This is a genomic window from Lentibacillus sp. Marseille-P4043 (genome assembly GCF_900258515.1).
Taxonomy (GTDB): Bacteria; Bacillota; Bacilli; order Bacillales; family Amphibacillaceae; genus Lentibacillus_C.
In genome coordinates this window covers 478620-499690 of the sequence record NZ_LT984884.1, presented here as the reverse complement: position 1 = coordinate 499690, position 21071 = coordinate 478620, and the positions used below count along the sequence as shown (strand labels likewise).

Below are 21071 nucleotides of genomic sequence, written 5' to 3'. Positions count from 1 at the left end.
TAAAGAGTATCCCCGGTCACATCACCCGTGGTTGCCTAAACGCCTTTGCCCCGGAAGTCTAAGCGCAAGTACAATCACAAGAATACAGAAAACTAGACTGGTTGCTGCAACAATATGCAGATGTTCTATATCCAAATGACTGTTAAATGCAAGGCCGAGCAAACAAGATGAAAGAATCGAACCAAGGTAGCGGCTTGTTTGGAAAAGTCCTGATGCTGAACCTGTTTCCTCGGGTTTAACCTGTTCATAGAGTGCAGTTTGCATCGAGATATTATTAAATCCATTGCTCATGCCAAGTATCGACATAATAATTAAAAACCACCATAATGCTGAGTCCTGCTGAAATGTTAGTAACAGTGCTGTACCAATTAAAAGCAGAAAGGCGCCGATAACGAGCGGTAATTTTGATCCATATCGGTCAATCATCCGTCCTGCAATTGGTGCAACAATGACACTAAAACCCGCTAGTGCAAGCATGATTAATCCAGTATGTTCTGCACTGTAATGGCGCGCTTGTTGTAAGAATGTCGGAAAGCCAAAGAAAAAGCAATAATAGATCAGATTAATACTGGTGAACTGTAAATAGATAAATGACACATTGGGGTTACTTTTTAACGATGCCAAATCTATAAAAGGTTCACGCTGATTTTTCTCATAAAAATAAAAGCTGATCGATGAAATCAAAAAGACAATCAATGCTGACCAGTGGATATTGTTTTCTAGGGAAAGCAGGAATAAAATCAGTCCGATCATCGATACAATAAAGAGTGCGATCCCGACAAAGTCAATCCGTTTTAAGTCTATTTTCCCTTGTCCTTTCTTCGGTAAAATAAAAATAGCCATCACAAAGGATAGAACAATAAATGGAAAGTTAATGACAAAAATCGATTGCCAGTCCCATGAGGCAATTAAAAAGCCACCGATGGAAGGACCGAATGCTGCTGAAGTGGACGCGAAAATGGACAGCGTAGCCAATGCTTTTCCTTGTCCTTCTGTAATATTTGTCCGCACCATACTCATCCCGCTAGGAAATAACGTTGAACTGCCAATAGCCTGAAGCGCGCGGCAGCCCAGAAGGAATGGATAGTTTGGCGAAAAAGGTGCTAACATAGAAGCACCTGCAACAAGGATTAACCCGGTCAAAAACAAACGTTTGGGACCGAACATGTCACTCAATTTTCCCATTACAGGCTGTGCAGCTGCACTTGCCAAGTAAAATATGGAAATAAGCCAGGAAGCATCTGCAAACGTTAAGGTGAATTCATGTTGCAGTCGTGTTAATGCAACGGAAATCATCGATGAATTTAGTGGATTAAGCAGTGTGCCAAGACCAATTGTCAAAACAAGCAGCCAAGGCTTTCGTATCGTTTGTGCCATACTGATCACCTATTTTTTATAAATTCGAATAACCCTAATCATATGTCAAAGCAGGGAATGTCGAAAATATTTTGCTCAAAAGAGATTTCCTCAAGAAGGCCGCACACCCAGGTCAGAAAGTCGTGGCTAATAAAACGCAAATCTTAATTTGGTGGTGGATAACATGACGAAAAGTAATATCAATTTAACGGAGAATATACGAAGCTGGGTAGTAAATTCAGTTGACCACAATGCTAAAATAATCACGACTGGGCAACTGAAAGGGAGTACATCGTCAACATTATACCGGATTTCCCTTCAGCTCGACCAGTGTGTGGAACATGTAGTATTACGCTTATTTGACAATGACGATTGGCTGTCAGATGAACCTGATTTAGCTTTGCATGAGGCGGGAAGTCTGTGTCTTGCGGCAAAAGCGGACCTTGAAACACCTGCGATAATCGCATTTGATGAGAAGGGCGAACATTGCGGGATGCCAACTGTTCTAATGACAATGCTCGAAGGTTCTTTGACTTACAACCTGATGATTGGACGGAATGGTTGATGGATTTGGCGGCAGCACTTGGCAAAATTCATGCTGTAGATGCAGATGGCTTTCATTGGACCTATTTCACCTATAACGATATTCCATCATTAGAAATACCATTGTGGACTAACTTTCCGCAAGCATGGAAAAAGGTTATTGAAATTGTAAAAGGTTCGCGGCCTAAAGTTAAGGATTGCTTCATTCATCGGGATTATCATCCTACCAATGTTTTGTATCGTAATGGAAAAGTTAGTGGCGTTGTTGATTGGGTAAATGCGTGCAGGGGACCAGCTGGCATCGATGTGGGACACTGTAGGTTAAATTTAGCAATGCTATATGATGTAGAAACAGCAGACAAATTTTTAGTGGCATACCAGAATGACCAAGGTAACTGTTTTACATATGATGTGTATTGGGATTTTGTTTCATTGATCGATATCCTTTTTGGTCCGCCAGTGGTATATCCAGGCTGGGAGGCTTTTGGTTTAACGGGATTAACCGATAAAATGATGGAGGAGCGATTGGATAGGTATGTTTTAAGTTTGCTAGAACGTATTTAACAGTATAATACGTGTTTTGTCTTTTAATAAACTTTTATTGCATTGACACATATCAATAGATAACAAAGTTTTTATAGTTTACCCCCTACACCCCAAATGTCCGTTTGCTATAATGAATTCAAGTATCTATTCCATTCAAACGAAGGTGAAATGATGGAAAAAATTAAGTTTTTTAATGGTGAATTTAAAGTAAAATATCGTTCCGAAGAGATTGTTTTGTTGCCGAAAGAATTTCAACTACTTCATTTTTTATACCAAAGTCCATCGCGGATTTTTACAAGAGAGGAACTCCTTGATGCAGTATGGCCAATGGAAGCTCCGACAGATAGGACTGTAGATGATCATATTTACCGGGTTAGAAAAAAGCTAAGATCTTTGTCCTCCGTGGTTAGCATTGAAACAGTCAGGGGACAGGGCTACCGATTGAAGCTTAGCAAAGAAGCGCATGCAAGTCCATTGTTAAAAGACGAGGAGGTCTCTTCTAATGTAAAAACGCTTTTTCACAAATATCATCTTTACGGCCAGGGGGATGCCTTAAAACTACTTGCAGAAAATCAGTCTGTGTTCGGCTTTGAACTTGATCAACAAAGTCGTCTCTATCTTCATTTCATGAGGGGGGATTTCAGGTGGTTTCTGGAGGAAAAAGAAATCTCCTTCTGGGAAAAGTGCTATTACCTTCTTCATATATATTCCTACATAGAAGCAGACAAGTATAAATGCCTTGATTACTTTACAAGGGCTTTGACTGCAAAAGAACTGCCAGAACACTACCGTCTCGAAATAAGATTACTGAACCGTTTGTCGTTTTTAATATATACGAAGCAGGTTGACGAAGCGGAAATCCTTCTCCTACAATCAGAAAAGGAGATTCACGAAAAGAATCTAGAAGGCTTTATACCCCTGATTTCCCTTACAGAGCTCTATCTCGCTGTTCTTAGAAGTGATACTGACAGGATTGACAAAAAGATGGCCGAAATGGAAAAAATGCTCGTAAAATACCCTTTCTTAAGAGAAAAAGCGATTTTTTATATTATTAAAGGAATAAAATGCATCACCTTAGAAAAAAAACAAACCGAAGCAGAGCATTATTTTGACCAAGGATTTGACCTGTTCCGGGAGGCCAAGTACATCCCGGGCGTATTGAGTAGTATAAATATTATTCTCTTCTTTCTAAACGAACTTCAAATAGAAAATAACTTATACGCTCATTACCAAAAAGTATGGGAAAGGTATGACGAAGAATACCAATTTGTCGAATTGAAGCGTCAAATTAGTAGCCGGCTTGATTTTTACTTGAAATAGAATAAATACTTCATGAACTCGAAAAAAGTACTATCCTCTGATATTCCTCTGATATTTACCCGTTATGCTGTTTATAGCGGAAATATCAGAGGAGGTATTACAAATGGAAAAACGTGTATCAATTTGGAGAGATAGAAATTTTATAAAGTTTTTTTCAGCCAATGGACTTTCTAATCTGGGAAATTGGTTTGATTTTGTTGCTGTGCTAATTTTGTTCCGGTATACATGGAAGGCAGATCCGATGGTGATTGCTCTTATTCCCGTCATGTATGCCATCCCGAGCATTTTGTTAGGGCAATTTGCCGGAGTGTTTGCAGATCGGAGAGATAAATTGAAAATCCTTGTCCATTCCGATTGGATTCGAGCGGGTTTGACCTTGTTGCTTGTTTTTATCCCTGTTCCAATGCTCGCCCTGCTTGTCCTTTTATTTCGCAATACGGTAGGGGTGATAAGTCTGCCGGCACAGCAAGGATTGATGAGAAGCATTGTCGATGAAGATGACATTATGAAAGCAGTAACGATTAATGGTAGTCTGTTTCAACTGGTAAAGGTGGTTGGTCCACTTATTGGGGGATCTGTAGCAGCTGTCTTTTCTCCTGATCTTTCAATTGTTATAAATGCTATATCGTTCACTATTTCAGGAATTATCCTTACACGGATTCATATAAAAAATCAAGATCCGGAAAGTAAGGAGAAAAATGACGTACCGGAACAATCAGGTTTTTTCGCTTCGTGGAAAGAAGGTTGGGACATCGTATTAAAAAGCAGGATCCTTTTGGCAAGTATCATGTTCGGAATTGTGAGTACCTTAACGATTCAGATGATCGATGCCCAGATTGTTACATTGTTCAGCGAAGTGTTTCCCGAAAAAGCGGAACTGACAGGCTGGGCAATATCAGCGATTGGAATCGGCTCCCTACTAGTTGTCCTGCTTCTGAACAGGCTGAAATCTATTCGAAAATACGGTTGGTTCTTCGGTACTGGGTGCTTGCTCATCGGTATGATGATCGGCGGGTTTGGATTCATGGCTGATTATCGTTTTATCATTGTAGCAATGGGTCTTGCTTTTATTGGTGGACTTGGCAATGGGATGACTTTTGCTGCGATAAACTACCTTATTCAAAAGGAACCACCAAAAGAAGCCATTGGGAGGGTTTCCGGGATATTGGATTCCACGTTAAGTATTCTATTTATAGCTGGTCCACTGCTTGGCGGACTTCTGATCAACCAGTTTGGCGTACTGGCAGCCTTTAGGATCATCGGTATCGGACTAATCATGATCGGAACTGTCGGAATTTTATTGCAAAAGTTCATCTGGAAGCAGAACAATCAAGCTGTAACCCAGAAAGAAATTGAAGGGGGGAGTAAAGCGGTATTCTGATAGAGCAATGGGATGGAGTCTGTGAAGTCAGGGGCTATGAAAATGTCAAAATCGCCAATTGATAAGGGATCATTGTTTCATCTTAACACCATTTGGTACTCTATTAACGTAATGTTACGAACAATTTGCTTTTCTTGTAACGACTGTAAAATACGGTTACATGCCATAGCGTTTCTTGATCATGTAACCGTATTTAAAATCCCTGGGTCAAATGTGAACGCAATCCTTTATTTGTAGAAAATCAGAGAAAGATGGAAAAACGTAGCCCCCCTTGAAGAGCAAGGAGGGGATCGGATGATGGAGCATATCTGGCTCGAACCGATGACCTCTTCGCTGCCCCAAGATGGTGCAGGAGCAATGGTATGGGATTCTATATCCTTAAATTATACCTTTTCTTTATGTTCTTCGGCCTAACTCCGGAAGTCTATGGGATTAATAAGTTAGAATAATTTTGTTTCTATTGTCAAACGCTTTTGGCATGGTAATCTGTCAATGATGCCCCCTCATTCATCAGGCTGATGTTCTTCATACACATAAGTATGTATCACCTGAACAACTTTATTAATAAGATCGTTAGGTGCCTTCCCCTTTATTTGTGCTTTTCTTGTTTTCCAATCCAAATTTTTAACTTGATCACTAATGACAACTCCGCCGACCGCAAAACCGTCTGGAATGTCGATATTAAAACCCCATTCTCTTTTGGTTCCACTAATAGGGCAAACAGTCGCATAACCAGTAACCCGATTGAATTTTTCGGGAGACAACACAATAGCTGGCCTGCGATCTGATTGCTCTGTGCCTGTTTGAAGGTCAAAATCTAAATAAATAAAATCCCCTCGATCTGGAACTTGCATCTTACAATTCTTCCTTTCCTATCGGTTCGCTGAAAAATTCTTCATAGGGGTTTTCACCATCACATTGTGCCAATAAATCATCTAATGTTGGCTTTTCCTTTGGTGTTAACTCAATGCCATTTTTCGTATCACGAATATCCAACTCTGTACCTTTTACAATTCCATATTTATCCGCTAGTCTAAAAGGTATACGAATACCAATGCTGTTGCCCCATTTTTGTGCAGTAACAGTCATTTTATACACCCCACTGTGATTATTTGTTTCCATTGTAACCCCTCTCTGGTAAAATGTATACTTTAGTTTATACATTTTCAAATAAAAAGATACATATTTTTGATCGAATAAGAAGAACACCTCCCCCTTAATTTCCTTTCAACACCTTTTTGTAACCTCAAAAAGTAAATGGGAGTGGCTTTGCAATTTGTATTGGAGTGGGTGTAGCAAGTGGCCTTTTATATAACAATATTACACTTGGTATTAGATTCGGGGTTATAAGGTGTGGCGGGCATGATAGCATTGAATGCGTGAGCCAATGTCTCTTGATACTGGCTTCTTGGCTCGTGAACCATGCCCGCAGAGGTTTCCGTGTCAAACCCGGCTATATACCGATCTTTCGGCACAGCGCCTAACATTAAATAGTGATAAGCCAAGTAAAAGATACTTAGAAAATCAATAATGAGCAATTATGATCCTTTTTTCTTCGTTCTCAAATTATTTGCAACCTAAGCTATTGTCTCTATAATGATCATTTTAGCCGACTAATCTGTCATATAAATCCATATAAAAGAGCCGCCAACGTCTGTGACCACGTATAATGATCACAGAGGTTGCGGCTCTTGTCATTTTTTTCTAAGAAAGGAGAAGTCAACTGTTTCCATAGCTTGACGGCTAGAACAGTTGACTCCCTTAACTATATGTCTATACTAGAATACCTTCATTCTATCAAACACTACATTAAAAATATCGACTGAATTGAAATTGACTGTGACTGTCCTGGCCGTATTTGCGATAGTGGAGCCACGGAGGTTATAAGCGCACGGTACGGTACAACATCAGATAGGGTCATTTGTTTTCGAACATCAATATTGCCTACCAACAAAAGAGAATCGGCAGAAAAGGAGATAAAAAATTTAAAAGGCAATCAAATTTACCGGATCAAATGTGAATTTATGTGAACTTGGTTATTTTTGGGGGATCAAAAGGGGAAGATGAATAAACGCAAAACCCCTTGATGGACAAGGGGTTTTGGATGATGGAGCATATCGGGCTCGAACCGATGACCTCTTCGCTGCCAGCGAAGCGCTCTCCCAGCTGAGCTAATGCCCCGTAGAAATTAACCTAACAATTATTTATTCTATCTTATTTTATATATGTCTTCAAGCAATTAGGAAGCATTTCTACAGTAAGCAGTCCCTAAGACGTTGTTGCGATAGTTCATTTGTAAATTTTTTAGAGAGTAAATATTTGTGTAATTTGGTTCGGTTATTCTTTTTCGCAATATATTGATGAGTTATCAGTTTACTAGAAAGGAGGACTTGTAAGGTTGTTGTGCTCGGAGGCAGAGTCTTGTAGGAGTGAACTAAGGGAAGAAACGACGTTGAATTGAAGCCACCTGTACTATTAATCTAGTTTTCAGCCTTTTTTCTATCTTTTTGCACCAATTCATTACTCCTCTTTTAGAAGTTTACGTACCATATCGTGTCACGTAAATTCTAAGAGAGGAAGGTTAAGTTTATGTTTGGCTTTTCTATGATTCAACTAGTTCGTCGCAGGGGAGATAAACTCGATAAAAATATAAGAAGCGAATTGATTCGTTTTTATTATCCCTTTCGTTCGCTGCCATGTTTCTTGCATCGCCCTTTGGATTATGTAAAGAAAAAGACAAAAAGCTTACCTGTAGTTATTGAATTTCAGCCTGATTCCTTTGAACATGGACTAAATGATGTAAAGAAGGCAAAATGTAAAATCCATCATCAGCACCCTTCTATTTCCTGTTGTTCTACTAAATTATCGATTAAAAAAATAGAACATTTACTTGAAAACTGTAATCACATCAAAAAGGTTTATTATGACAGGAAAATCACAACTTTGCTTGATGTAGCTTCACCAACGATTAATTCTGATCAGTTAAAAAAGTCTGGTTATACAGGGAAGGATGTAACCATTGCGGTCGTTGATACAGGTATATATCCGCACAATGATTTAGAAGGACGCATTATAGGATTTAAAGATTTTGTTCAAAACAAATCCGAACCATACGATGATAATGGACATGGTACCCATTGTGCAGGGGATGCAGCGAGTGATGGAGCAGCATCAAATGGATTGTACCAAGGACCAGCGTCTGATGCTAACTTAGTTGGGGTTAAGGTATTAAATAAAATGGGGTCTGGTTCACTTTCAACGGTGATTGCTGGAATTGATTGGTGTGTTCAAAATCAATCGCAATATAATATTAATGTTCTCTCACTGTCCCTCGGTTCTGATGCGCAGGAACCAGCTGAAGACGATCCCGTTGTAAGAGCTGTCGAAGAAGCATGGAATAATGGAATTGTTGTTTGTGCTGCGGCAGGTAATTCGGGACCTTCTTCGGAAACGATTGCAAGTCCTGGGATAAGCCCTAAAGTTATTACGGTAGGTGCGGCTAACGATAACAACACAGCCGATCGCTCAGATGATATAGTAGCAAATTTCTCAAGCCGTGGCCCAACAGTTGGTGGATTAATGAAACCAGATCTGTTAACACCAGGTGCAAACATTATATCTTTACGCTCCCCAAGATCCTATCTCGATAAAACAAATGCAGGAGCACGTGTCGATTCAAACTATTTCTCTTTATCAGGAACCTCAATGGCAACACCAATATGTGCTGGTGTAGTTGCACAACTTCTTCAAACTAATTCAAATCTAACCCCAGACCAGGTTAAGGAACAGTTCATTAATGCATGTAAAGATATAGGACAACCCCCTAATGTTCAAGGTAATGGCTATTTAGACGCTGCTCAATTAATTGAAGGATAGTGGAATCTTTTAAAATGGCTGTTTTATAAAAAGTTGTTGCTTTTTACACAAAAGATATATAATGCGACGTAACTGCTGGGCTCTTTTCTATAAGTACGTTCATTTCCCGCCGTCCGGGATCGTTCCGGGTGGATGCTTTCCGCGGGCACGGCCTCAGCCTCCTTGCCCCGGCGAGGGGTATGTCGACGTTGTCCGCAAAGGACGGTTTTAGTCGACCTTCCTTTTCTAACCACTTCCTTGAAAAAGTGCTTTTCTTTTTCGAGGAGTCACCACCCTCCACTCACCCGGACTAGTGAAGCGGTAGAATGAGGCTTGGTAGAACACATACTACTACAGTTAATGGTAGTAAATGCAAAACCAGTGGAGGAAATACGCGGAGACTCCAGCGGGAGGAAAGGCCTAGGTGAGACCCCGCAGAGCGACGAGCGAAACTTCCACTGAGTAAGCTTCGAGTTGCGAGGAGCGATACTTCACCGAAATTACTTGCAACGCGACGAGCACCCAGCTCGAGGAGGCTCAGCAGCCGCCCGCGGAAAGCGTAGTGTATTTCCGGAACGGTGGGAGAGAAATTTCTTAGTTACGTCGCATTTTATATCAACTACGAAATTAAAAAGCAACAAACATTATGAAAAGAGCCTTTAAATTAAATAGGGAAGTTTCAGAATTGCACTTTGCAATCATCTGATACTTCCTTTTTGTAGGAAAGGGAATTGTAATATTAAGATATGCAATTTTCAAACATTTACAACGGTATGGCATTTCGGTTATATTAATAATGAATATAAATTTAGGCATAATGTGGGGTTTTCGTGAAAAGAGGGGTAAAAAATGAAAGAGCATAACGATGATTATCGCTATAAAATTGCCAACAGAGAAGCATTAATTGGTGTTGGACTTGCTATTTTTAATTTTATTTGGTGGTTCGGATTTGCCTACGGACTAGGAGGAAAGGATCCAGCTGAGTATTCGTATGTTTTCGGATTGCCGGCCTGGTTTTTCTATAGCTGTGTACTCGGATTCGTTGTGATGGCAGTACTTGTAACAATCGTGGTAAAAAAATGGTTTGTTGCTATTCCATTTGATGAAGAAGGGGAAAATAAATGAACTTGCAAGCATTAGTTCCGTTAATTGGTCTGTTGGTAATCATTTTTGTCGTTGGTGTATGGGCTGGGAGGTCTTTAAAAACATCAAATACGTTTTTACAAGAGTATTTTCTCGGTAATCGGAATCTTGGTGGTTTTGTATTAGCGATGACGATGACAGCTACATATGGTAGTGCTAGTAGTTTTATAGGTGGACCAGGTACAGCCTATACAGAGGGCCTTGGATGGGTACTACTGGCGATGTCACAAGTAGTAACAGGTTATTTTGTTTTAATGGTACTTGGTAAAAAATTTGCCATTATGACCAGGAAATACCGTGCAGTAACGATGGTTGACTTTTTAAAAGAGCGTTATCAATCGAAATGGGTTGTCTTGCTATCCGCGATTAGCATCATTATATTTCTATTCTCCGCAATGGCAGCTCAATGGATTGGTGGTGCACGGTTAATTGAATCATTGCTAGGTATCCCCTATACGAGTGCATTATTCATTTTTGCTTTGTCTGTACTAATTTATGTAACAATTGGTGGATTTAAGGCTGTAGCGTTAACTGACGCGATTCAAGGGGTTATTATGTTAGTTGGGACACTCATCTTGTTAATTGCCACGGTTATTGCTGGAGGCGGGGTATCATCGATCATAACAGATTTAAGTACTGAAAACCCGAATTTAATTACCCCGTTTGGTGCTGATGGAAGTTTAACACCCGCATATGTATCATCGTTTTGGATACTCGTTGGGGTCGGGGTAGTGGCACTTCCGCAAATTGCTGTTCGAGCAATGTCCTATAAAAATGCACGGTCCATGCATCGCGCAATTATTATTGGGACAGTTGTTGTTGGGTTTATCATGCTGAACATGCATTTAATTGGGGTGTTTGCTAGGCCGATTTTACCCGATATTGTAGTCGGTGATAAAGTGATGCCACTCATTGCGTTGGAAGTCTTGCCAAATTGGCTTGCGGGTGTTGTTTTGGCAGCACCAATGGCGGCAATTATGTCAACAGTGGACTCACTGTTACTATTAGTCAGTTCAGCAATTGTAAAAGATTTATACTTAAACTATATTCAACCAAAAGCATCACATCGAAGGATCAAACGTTTAAGTATGGGTATCACCGCAATTTTGGGCATTATTGTTTTTTGTATGGCTTTAAACCCTCCTGATTTAATTATATGGTTAAATTTATTTGCTTTTGGAGGTCTGGAAGCAGCATTTATTTGGCCGATTGTTATGGGGCTATATTGGAATAAGGGAAATAAATATGGTGCAATTTCTTCCATGGTAACTGGAATCGTATTATATATTCTATCGGATACTTTTTATCCAAAACCATTCGGGCTGCACTCGGTTGTCCTACCAATTGTACTATCATTCATATCTTATGTCGTGGTGAGCCTGGCAACACAAAAAAGGATGGTCGAGGAAATCGGCTAGGGCATACTCAAAAAGCGTTCTCATAAATTTTGAGAACGCTTTTTAACAAACTATACTATAAAGTAAACAATAACAGATAAACATACAGATGTAATTCCCATTGCTAATAGTGGCCTCAGTGCCTTTGTGCGTAGATCTTTAAGGCTTACATTTAGGCCAAGCCCGACCATGGCAGCGGTTAATAGCCAAGTAGTCATGCTGAAAACGACATTCATAACATCATCGGATACTGGAATTGAATGACCAAACACATAGCTTCCTAAAATACTTAAAATAATAAAACCAACTAAAAACCATGGAAATTCAATTTTAGCATCCGTTTGTTCCGTGCCTTTGTTTTTTCGCTTCATAATATAAATAAAAATAAAACATAACGGTACAAGTAGGAATACACGGCCTAGTTTTGCAAGTAGGGCAATTGCTAACCCATCTTCACCGGCAGGAGCTGCTGCAAGAGCAACATGGGCAACTTCATGTAAACTTGAACCAGACCATACGCCATAATCGATTGCGGATAATGGTAAAAAGGGTCTTAAGATGGTATAACCAATGGCGAATATTGTTCCCATTAATGCAATAATGCCAACCCCTATTGCCGTATCTTCATCTTTTGATTTAACGATCGGTGCAACGGCTGCTATTGCTGCTGCTCCACAAACTCCTGTTCCAACACCAAGCAATAGTGAAATCATTTTGTTTGCCTTTAGAATTTTTGCTAACCAAATGGTCAAACAGATGGCGAAAATAATCACACCAGCGTCTCGAACAAGTAATCCTAAACCATCATGGAGAACGGTATCAATGTTTAATTTCAGACCATATAAAATAATTGCCGCTCGTAGTAACCGTTTTGACGAAAAGGCTATACCTGATCGAATTGCCTCGGGGTAGCCAAAGAACTGGCGATAAATAACAGCAATAATAATAGCACATGCCAATTGCCCAACACGATCAAACCCAGGTACCATTGCTAATAGATATCCTAGTAATGCAATAAAAAAAGTAAATGCAACTCCACCAAGCCATCTTCCGGTTGTGGAAGAACTTAAGGATTTTGTTGTATTTTCTAACGTCATTGCGACACCTCCTACAATTAGAGTAATGTATTTATTTTCATAAGGAAAATAAATCATTATAATAGTGACGATAAGTAAAGTTATATGATAGTTGAAAAGGCGGTATTGAAATGGATCAACATTTACAAGTATTTGTAACAGTAGCAGAAAAGAAAAACTTTTCCAGAGCTGCTGAAGAACTTCACATGACACAACCTGCTGTCAGTCAGTATATACGTACATTCGAGGATAATCTTGGCACAAGACTCTTAGAAAGAACGAATAAATACGTCCGTTTAAACAAGGCAGGTGGGATTGTTTATCATCATGCAAAGGAAATTCTTGGCCTTTACACAAATATGCAGCATCTTGTTGATGATTTGGTGAATAAAGCCAATGGTCCACTTTTGATTGGTGCAAGCTATACATTTGGAGAATACATACTACCGCGTATTATTGCTAAATTACTGGAAACTTATCCGGAAATTCAGCCTGAAGTTACAATTGGAAACACATCAGAAATTGCTGATTTAGTATCGAGTCATCAGTTAGACGTGGGTATTGTTGAAGGACATTTTAAGGGTCAAGAATTGAGTGTGGAGGAATTTGCTGAGGATTATATGGTAGTTGTTGCTTCTGCTAACAATAAGCTTACACAGAAAGAAGAACGTGTGAAAATAAAGGATTTGGAATATGAAACATGGATTGTTCGCGAAAACGGTTCAGGGACAAGGGAAGCAACTGAAAAAATGTTTCGCCATTTTGATTTTTTTCCAGCTAAGCGAATGAATTTTGGCAGTACCCAGCCAATTAAAGAGGCAGTAGAAGCTGGACTAGGGGTTAGTTTATTATCGCAATGGGCAATCCAAAAAGAACTACGAAATGGGGATTTGAAACAAATACAAATGGAGGAATTACCGTTTTCGAGGCAATTTTCAATCGTCACAAAATCCCTCTTTCAGACAAAGGCCTTAGAAGTGTTTATCGAATTATTACGTCATAATAAGATGTTGACTACGTTTAATGGTCATTAATAAAAAAAGGCCCTCCCGCAATAACGCACTAATTGCGGGAGAGCCTCTACAGTAAGCATACCTATATTTTAATTATTCGTTTCCAATTGCTCGTTAGCAAACCGCATAAAATAGTCTAATGACTTTGGATTGGCTAATGAACCCTTATTTACTACATCGTCAACTGGTTTTCCCATCAGGATTTTCTTAATTGGTATTTCAAGCTTTTTCCCATTCAATGTTTTTGGAATATCAGGGACCTGGTAAACAGCTGTTGGAACATGTCGTGGTGAGCATTGTTCCTTGATTTGTTTCTTTATAGATTGTTTGATTTCCTCTGTTAATTCTATCTTATCTTTCAACAAAACAAACAATGGTACAAAGGAATTCCCATTATGATCAGGAATATCAACTATTAAACTATCTGCTACTTGTTTTACTTGATCGACAGCACGGTAAATTTCACTAGTGCCAATTCTGACACCACCACGATTGATTGTTGCATCCGATCGGCCGTAAATCACACATGTATGACGATCTGTTACCTTCAGATAATCCCCATGTCGCCATATTCCTGGAAATTCATCAAAGTAACTATCATGTAGGCGGCTGCCATCACGGTCATTCCAAAAATAGATTGGCATTGAAGGGAATGGCTCAGTTAGCACGAGTTCACCTACTTCTTCTATTCGGGCCTTGGCCTGATCGTTGAAGCTTTCGATTTTCGCTCCAAGTCCACGACACTGTAATTCGCCGGCGTAAACCGGTAAGATTGGTGCTCCTAGAATAAACGCTGTACATACATCGGTTCCGCCGCTAGACGATGCAATCAAAAGATCTTCCTTAATGTTGTCATAGCACCACTGAAATCCTTCTGGCGGTAGTGGAGATCCGGTTGAACTAATGTTTTTTAAATGACTTAGATCAAAATCTTCTCCAGGTGTGACTTCATCTTTCATACATCCTGTAATAAAGCTTGCACTTGTACCAAAAACAGTCATTTTTGTTTGTTCGGCAAACTTCCAAAGCATGTTTTTATCTGGATATCCGGGGTTTCCGTCGTACAAAATAATAGTACTTCCTGTTAGAAGCCCACCAACAAGGAAATTCCACATCATCCATCCGGTTGTGGTAAACCAGAAAAAGCGGTCATTCTCACTCAAGTCAACATGGAGCGTTAGTGCTTTTAAATGTTCAAGCAAAATACCACCTTGACTTTGCACGATTGGCTTTGGTTTCCCTGTCGTTCCTGAAGAAAATAGAACCCAGAGTGGATCATTGAATGGTACATGTTCATAAGTAAGATTTAATGGTTCGGAATTAGTCGTTGCCTTATCCCATAATGTAACATTTTTAAGTTGGCTACAATTCGGATTTTTATTTAAATAGGGTATAACAATTGTTGCCTCTAGTGTTGGCAGTTCTGCTTGAATGTTTTCTACAACTGCCAAACGGTCAAAGTCTTTGCCGCCAAACCGGTAACCATCAACGGTGATCATTACTTTCGGTTCGATTTGTTTAAAACGATCAATTACGCTTTGTGTACCAAATTCAGGTGATGCGCTGGACCAAATGGCACCAAGGCTTGCAGTTGCAAGAAACGCGACAACAGATTCATAGACATTGGACACATATGCCACAACACGATCACCTTTTTGTACACCAATTTTTATTAAGGTTTGTTGTAGTGCTGCTGTTTCCTGATAAAGTTCGTTCCAGGTAATTTCAGAGGTTGCTCTTATCTCTGAGGAATGAATAATTGCTGGTTTATTATCAATAAAATTTCTAAAAACGTGTTCCGTATAATTGATTGTTGCTCCTGGAAACCATTTAGTACCTGGCATGTTATGTGATGTTAGGACTGCTTCGAATGGTTTCTCGGATTGGATATCAAAGTATTCCCAGATAGATTCCCAAAATAATTCGAGTTCTTCCACGGACCACTTCCATAGAGAATGATAATCCGCAAAGTCCAGGTTTTTATGTTGTTTTAGCCATTGCATATAAGCATAGATATTTGATGCTTCTTTTCGTTCTTCATTGGGTTCCCATAGTAATGTTCCCTCTTTAATATTTGCCATCCAATCCCTCCTGATAACTACTATTATATGAAACCGCTTACCGTGTGTAAAGTAACTGCTTTACAAAGTTTGTGAATATAAAAGGACAAATCCGACCAAAAGATTGGAAGGAATTGCCCTTTATTGACCTTACCAGTAAAAATTCATCATAGTAATAAATCAATAGATAGTGTTTCAATGTTTTAATCTTCCTATACAAGTGTATCAAAAAAGTAGAATGGATTGCAGTTAAAGGATTTGAAAATTATTGATTGTATTGGGCGTATTTGATGAAGGTTCTTTCATCTTCAACCAACCCGCATGTACCACATTGAATTCTGTAGTTAGGTCCATTATAAGCAACATGGAATACTTCTAAATTGTCCTCCGTGTAATCATTTATTACCTCACCAGTTTGAGCGTCCAATTTAACTGGTTTGGCTACTTGTTCAATAATATTAAAACGTGAACGATTCGTTTTGCAATTCGGACATCGATAGGCTTGTCCCATACAAACACCTCCATATTAAGTTTGTTCCATATTAAAAAAAGAATACAAGGAAATAATTGTAATGTGTGTTATGAAACATAGGGGTGGGGAGACCAGGAAACATCGACGCCAGAGAGAAAACATCGTCCGGAAAGCAGGAACATCGGCTCCAGCAAGAAAACATCGTCCGGAAAGCAGGAACATCGGCGTTAGAGAGGAAACATCATCCGGAAAGCAGGGAACATCGGCGCTAGAAAGAAAACATCGTCCGGAAAACAGGAAACATCGGCGCTAGAAAAAAAACATCGTCCGGAAAGCAGGGAACATCGGCGCTAGGAAGAAAACATCGTCCGGAAAGCAGGAAACATCGGAGCTAGGAAGAAAACATCGTCCGGAAAGCAGGGAACATCGGCGCTAGGAAGAAAACATCATCCGGAAAGCAGGAAACATCGGCGCTAGAAAGAAAACATCGTCCGGAAAGCAGGAACATCGGCGCTAGAAAGAAAACATCGTCCGGAAAGCAGGAAACATCGGCGCTAGAGAGGAAACATCGTCCGGAGACCAGGAACATCAGCGCTAGGAAGAAAACATCGTCCCTAAAAAAGTGGTCAAGTATGGATGTAAACCATACTTGACCACAGAATAACTAGCTTCTTTTTACACGATTATTCGCTGCCCTGCTTCTGGCTTGGGCCTGTTTATCATCTTCATCTGCAAATTCCTCAGCAAATTCTACATCAATTCCATCGGACAATTGTTTCTTTGGTGTTTGTGCCAGGTAATTATTTTTTCTTGATTTATGCTCATCTCTTCCCACAACTTACACCACCTTATGAAATATAGAATTTACATTTGTAGCTTGTGTACATTTTACCGATTCATACAAACGATTTAAGTTTACAAGAAATTGACAGGTTCATGAAACAAATTTACAATTATCCATGTGAGCGCTTTTCGGGGCAATGCCGACGGAGAGCTATTTTTTTGTTGGAGAGAGGATTTAAAATAAAATGAAAAAACAGCAAAACAAAAAACAAATGATATACGACTATGCGAAAGTAATTATTGGTGCCACACTTGTTGCGCTATCCTATAACATATTTCTATTACCGTCGAAGCTTGCCGCAGGAGGTATCTCAGGTGTAAGTACCATTCTTTATGAAATGTATGATTTAAGTCCAGCATATACGCAATTCCTGATAAATATCCCTATTTTTGTAATTGGATGGCTAACATTAGGAAAGGATTTTAGTGGTAAAACATTAGTAGGTACTTTTTGGGTGCCATTCATTATATTTCTTAGTGCGGATTTTCCTTACACGATTACAAACCCATTGCTAGGTACGATATATGGCGGAATTATACTTGGAATTGGCCTTGGGATTGTCTACAAAGGGAATGGTTCAACTGGAGGAACAGCAGCGATTGCTCAGATTGTCAAGAAATTTACCGGCTTATCGAGTGGTTACTCCCAATTAATTGTGGATGGGATAGTTGTTATCTCCTCTATTATTGTATTTAATTTGGAACTTACGTTATTCGCCTTAATGTGTATTTATATAACGAGTAAAGTAATTGATATGGTGCAATTACAAACCTCATCGACAAAGCTAATTTTAATTATTACAGAGGAAGAAGAAAAGATTCAGTCGATTATTCGTGACGGAATTGACCGTGGATTAACTAAAGTCCGATCAGTAGGAGGATATTCGAATAAAAGCAAATCAATGATATTATGTGTAGCGGAACAGACAGAGGCAGTATATTTAAAACGCATTTTACAACAGGAAGCACCGACTTCATTTGTAGTGTTTATTAATGCTTCTGAAATTCTTGGTCGAGGTTTCTCACTAGATAAATATTATGGACAAAAATTATAAAAGAAGGGGGAACGATGGGCATAACATCGTCCTCCAAAAAGTATAAGAATGTAGGCTTTATATCGCTAAACGTCAGCTTTTGCTTTTCCTATTTTATTTTCGGTCTCCCCCAAATAGGCCGTATAATCCTCCAGCAATACTCCCTTCCCCTTTAGAGCCACCTCTTTCCGGCATTGCTGCAAATACACGGCTTGCAAGTCGGCTGAATGGAAGGGATTGGATCCATACTTCTCCCGGCCCACGCAATGTAGCGAAGAAAAGTCCTTCTCCCCCAAATAATGCTGTTTTAATACCGCCAATAAATTCGATATCATAGTCTACATTACCAGTCATAGCAACAAGACAGCCTGTGTCAACCTTTAATACATCGCCAGGTTCAAGTACTTTCTTATGAATGGTACCTCCAGCATGTACAAAGGCCATTCCATCTCCTTCGAGTTTTTGCATGATAAAACCTTCTCCACCAAAGAACCCTGTACCTACTTTTCGTTGAAATTCGACTCCAACGGATACCCCTTTTGCCGCCGCTAAAAAAGCGTCCTTTTGACAAATTAATTTTCCATTTAGTTCACTTAAATCCATAGGAATAATTTTTCCGGGATAAGGGGAAGCGAAAGAAACATGCTTTTTACCAACACCTTCATTCGTAAAAGTGGTCATGAATAAACTTTCTCCACTAATGACCCGTTTTCCGGCACCAATTAGTTTTCCCATTAACCCACTTCCCTGATTTTTAGATCCATCGCCAAAAATTGTTTCCATCTTGATTTGGCTATCCATCATCATTAAGCTTCCTGCCTCTGCTATGACTGTTTCCTGTGGATCAAGTTCGACCTCAACAAATTGCATATCGTCACCATGTAGTTTGAAATCAATCTCATGATTATTCATTTTTTCCATCCCCTTTTTTCGTGATAATAGATGATACGGTTCAAAATTATTTCGGATTCAACTTTTATTATATTTCCTTCAAATAATTTTTTAAAAAACTTCATATACTAGTAGTTAAGAACATAATTCATTGTTATTTTACTTAGGAGGTAGTTACATGCCACTCAACATAACGCAAAAGCTAATTAAGGATCACCTTGTTGCAGGGGAGATGACACCTGGTGCGGAAATTGGTCTTAAAATTGATCAGACATTAACGCAAGATGCAACAGGGACATTGGTTATGCTTGAATTGGAAGCGATGGAATTAGATCGTGCAAGGACAGAAGCATCCGCACAATATGTTGATCACAATCTTATTCAAGTCGATAGTAAAAACCCGGATGATCATTTGTTTCTACAAAGTGCAACAAGGCGCTTTGGCATCCATTATAGTCGGCCGGGTAATGGTGTAAGTCATCCGGTCCACATGCAGCGACTAGCTAAACCAGGTAAGACATTACTGGGTTCAGATAGTCATACTTGTGCGAATGGCTGTATGGGAATGCTAGCAATGGGAGCAGGTGGAATTGATGTTGCATTAGCGATTGCTGGTGAACCGTTTTACGTGAAAATGCCTGAAGTTTGGGGAGTAAAGTTGACAGGCGAATTACCTGATTGGGTAAGTGCAAAAGATGTTATCTTGGAAATGCTTCGCCGTCATGATGTAAAAGGCGGGGTTGGCCGGGTAATTGAATATTATGGTCCAGGCGTTGAGAAACTAAGTGCAATGGACCGACATGTTATTGCAAATATGGGTGCAGAATTAGGTGCGACTGGAACTGTTTTTCCGTCTGACAAAGAAATAAAACGATTTTTAAAAGAACAGGACAGGGAAGATGACTGGATCGAACTTGTTGCCGATAAGGATGCAACATATGATATTCATGAAGAAATTAATCTTGCTGAGGTTGAACCACTAATTGCAAAACCTTCAAGTCCAGGAAATGTAGTAACTGTTGCTGAACTTGCTGGTACTCCTATCTATCAATCCTATATAGGCTCATCAGCAAATCCTGGCTTCCGTGACTTTGCGGTTGCAGCTGAGATAGTCAATGACAGGCACATAGCTGACGGAATGTCATTTGATATAAATCCAACTTCCCGACAAATGTTGACCGACTTGGTTAAAGAAAGTCACATTGCAAGTTTGCTTCAATCAGGCGCACGCTTGCATCAAGCAGGTTGTAACGGATGTATTGGAATGGGGCAAGCTCCGGCAACAGGGAGAAACAGTTTACGGACAACGCCAAGGAACTTTCCGGGACGATCGGGTACAAAAGAGGATAGTGTATTTTTATGCAGCCCAGAAACCGCTGCAGCTTCTGCGCTAAAAGGGGAAATCACGGACCCAAGAACGCTGGACTTTAAGTATCCGAAAGTAAAGGATCCGAGTAAGCCAACCGTCGATGTGAATTTATTAGATGAACCAATACCATTTGAAGATGCGAAAAAAGTTGAATTGCACAAAGGTCCTAACATTGCTTCCATACCAAAAATGGATGAACTCCCGGATAATTTAGAACTGCCAATTCTGTTAAAAATGGGTGACAATATTTCGACTGATGAAATCCTTGCTGGTGGGGCTCGTGTTTTACCGTTTCGAAGTAATTTACCGGAAATAAGTAAATTTACATTCGAGATTATTGATGAGACATATTATAAGCGTGGAAAAGAGACAGTTGACAAAGGTGGGCATGCAGTCATTGGCGGATTTAACTATGGGCAAGGTTCGAGTCGTGAACATGCAGCACTGGCACCAAGGTATCTTGGATTACGTGTTGCATTAGTGAAGGATTTTGCACGTATCCACTGGCAAAACCTTGTTAACTTTGGTGTATTACCTCTTACCTTCGTAAATGAGGAAGACTACGACAAATTAAGCCAAGGAGATGTTCTGGAACTTTCAGGACTGAAAAGCAAAATAGCTCAAGGCAATGAATTTAAAGTTGATGTAAAAGGAAAGGATCAACAAATTAAAGTCAAGCATACATTGTCTGAACGTCAAGTTGAGATAATGTTAAAAGGCGGAATTATTAATTGGGCTAAGGATCGTCAGCAGTTAACCTAGAAAAGGAGGG

19 protein-coding genes and 1 tRNA gene are annotated in these 21071 nt (G+C 39.6%); 11 read left to right on the top strand and 9 right to left on the bottom strand.

The window, feature by feature from the left end; genetic code table 11:
* Positions 1–21: 21 nt before the first annotated feature.
* A complete protein-coding gene (locus C8270_RS02665; protein WP_106495196.1) occupies positions 22–1377 on the bottom strand; it encodes an MFS transporter in 1356 nt (451 codons plus the stop codon).
* Between the two features lie 163 nt (positions 1378–1540).
* Here C8270_RS02665 and C8270_RS02660 point away from each other — a divergent pair, with 163 nt between their 5' ends.
* From C8270_RS02660 to C8270_RS02645, 4 genes are all read left to right on the top strand, one after another.
* Positions 1541–1921 (top strand): hypothetical protein, encoded by a 381-nt coding sequence (locus C8270_RS02660; protein WP_106495195.1) that lies wholly within the window; start codon positions 1541–1543, stop codon positions 1919–1921.
* Positions 1921–2463 (top strand): aminoglycoside phosphotransferase family protein, encoded by a 543-nt coding sequence (locus C8270_RS02655; protein WP_106495192.1) that lies wholly within the window; start codon positions 1921–1923, stop codon positions 2461–2463. Before C8270_RS02660 ends, C8270_RS02655 begins: the two co-directional genes overlap by 1 nt.
* A 153-nt stretch (positions 2464–2616) precedes the next feature.
* Positions 2617–3765 (top strand): winged helix-turn-helix domain-containing protein, encoded by a 1149-nt coding sequence (locus C8270_RS02650; protein ID WP_158701577.1) that lies wholly within the window; start codon positions 2617–2619, stop codon positions 3763–3765.
* A gap of 103 nt (positions 3766–3868) precedes the next feature.
* Positions 3869–5146, top strand: a complete 1278-nt coding sequence (locus C8270_RS02645; RefSeq protein WP_158701576.1) for an MFS transporter — start codon at positions 3869–3871, stop codon at positions 5144–5146.
* A 503-nt stretch (positions 5147–5649) separates the two neighbouring features.
* Here C8270_RS02645 and C8270_RS02640 read toward each other — a convergent pair.
* The 3 genes from C8270_RS02640 to C8270_RS02630 form a co-directional block, all read right to left on the bottom strand.
* Entirely contained in the window at positions 5650–6000 is a 351-nt protein-coding gene (locus C8270_RS02640) for a type II toxin-antitoxin system PemK/MazF family toxin (RefSeq protein ID WP_106495184.1), read from the bottom strand.
* Between the two features lies 1 nt (position 6001).
* Positions 6002–6268 (bottom strand): AbrB/MazE/SpoVT family DNA-binding domain-containing protein, encoded by a 267-nt coding sequence (locus tag C8270_RS02635; RefSeq protein ID WP_106495182.1) that lies wholly within the window; start codon positions 6266–6268, stop codon positions 6002–6004.
* A 986-nt stretch (positions 6269–7254) separates the two neighbouring features.
* A tRNA-Ala gene (locus C8270_RS02630) sits at positions 7255–7327 on the bottom strand.
* A gap of 408 nt (positions 7328–7735) precedes the next feature.
* Here C8270_RS02630 and C8270_RS02625 point away from each other — a divergent pair.
* From C8270_RS02625 to panF, 3 genes are all read left to right on the top strand, one after another.
* Positions 7736–9022 (top strand): S8 family peptidase, encoded by a 1287-nt coding sequence (locus C8270_RS02625; protein ID WP_106495180.1) that lies wholly within the window; start codon positions 7736–7738, stop codon positions 9020–9022.
* 828 nt (positions 9023–9850) lie between these two features.
* Complete coding sequence (locus C8270_RS02620; protein WP_106495177.1) at positions 9851–10126, top strand: YhdT family protein; 276 nt, start codon at positions 9851–9853, stop codon at positions 10124–10126.
* Positions 10123–11562, top strand: a complete 1440-nt coding sequence (panF, locus tag C8270_RS02615; protein ID WP_106495176.1) for a sodium/pantothenate symporter — start codon at positions 10123–10125, stop codon at positions 11560–11562. Before C8270_RS02620 ends, panF begins: the two co-directional genes overlap by 4 nt.
* Before the next feature lie 50 nt (positions 11563–11612).
* Here the strand turns inward: panF and C8270_RS02610 are convergent, their stop codons facing one another.
* Complete coding sequence (locus tag C8270_RS02610) at positions 11613–12638, bottom strand: YeiH family protein (protein WP_106495174.1); 1026 nt, start codon at positions 12636–12638, stop codon at positions 11613–11615.
* Between the two features lie 110 nt (positions 12639–12748).
* Here C8270_RS02610 and C8270_RS02605 point away from each other — a divergent pair, with 110 nt between their 5' ends.
* Positions 12749–13651, top strand: coding sequence for a LysR family transcriptional regulator (locus C8270_RS02605; RefSeq protein ID WP_106495172.1), 903 nt, complete (start codon positions 12749–12751; stop codon positions 13649–13651).
* Positions 13652–13719: 68 nt separating this feature from the next.
* Here C8270_RS02605 and C8270_RS02600 read toward each other — a convergent pair whose 3' ends face one another.
* Both C8270_RS02600 and C8270_RS02595 read right to left on the bottom strand, forming a co-directional pair.
* Entirely contained in the window at positions 13720–15711 is a 1992-nt protein-coding gene (locus C8270_RS02600; RefSeq protein ID WP_106495170.1) for an acetoacetate--CoA ligase, read from the bottom strand.
* A gap of 244 nt (positions 15712–15955) precedes the next feature.
* On the bottom strand, positions 15956–16201 hold the full coding sequence (locus C8270_RS02595) for a DNA alkylation repair protein (protein ID WP_106495169.1): 246 nt from the start codon (positions 16199–16201) through the stop codon (positions 15956–15958).
* A gap of 70 nt (positions 16202–16271) precedes the next feature.
* On the opposite strand from C8270_RS02595, the gene C8270_RS02590 reads away from it, so the two are divergent.
* Positions 16272–16475, top strand: coding sequence for a hypothetical protein (locus tag C8270_RS02590; RefSeq protein ID WP_158701575.1), 204 nt, complete (start codon positions 16272–16274; stop codon positions 16473–16475).
* A 351-nt stretch (positions 16476–16826) separates the two neighbouring features.
* Here C8270_RS02590 and C8270_RS02585 read toward each other — a convergent pair whose 3' ends face one another.
* Entirely contained in the window at positions 16827–16997 is a 171-nt protein-coding gene (locus C8270_RS02585) for a YfhD family protein (protein ID WP_106495165.1), read from the bottom strand.
* 193 nt (positions 16998–17190) lie between these two features.
* Between C8270_RS02585 and C8270_RS02580 the strand changes: the two genes are divergently transcribed.
* On the top strand, positions 17191–18060 hold the full coding sequence (locus C8270_RS02580) for a YitT family protein (RefSeq protein WP_106495163.1): 870 nt from the start codon (positions 17191–17193) through the stop codon (positions 18058–18060).
* A gap of 93 nt (positions 18061–18153) precedes the next feature.
* On the opposite strand, the gene C8270_RS02575 is transcribed toward C8270_RS02580, so the two are convergent.
* Positions 18154–18951, bottom strand: coding sequence for a TIGR00266 family protein (locus tag C8270_RS02575; protein ID WP_106495161.1), 798 nt, complete (start codon positions 18949–18951; stop codon positions 18154–18156).
* Between the two features lie 157 nt (positions 18952–19108).
* Between C8270_RS02575 and C8270_RS02570 the strand changes: the two genes are divergently transcribed.
* Positions 19109–21061, top strand: coding sequence for an aconitate hydratase (locus tag C8270_RS02570; RefSeq protein ID WP_106495158.1), 1953 nt, complete (start codon positions 19109–19111; stop codon positions 21059–21061).
* Positions 21062–21071 lie beyond the last annotated feature (10 nt).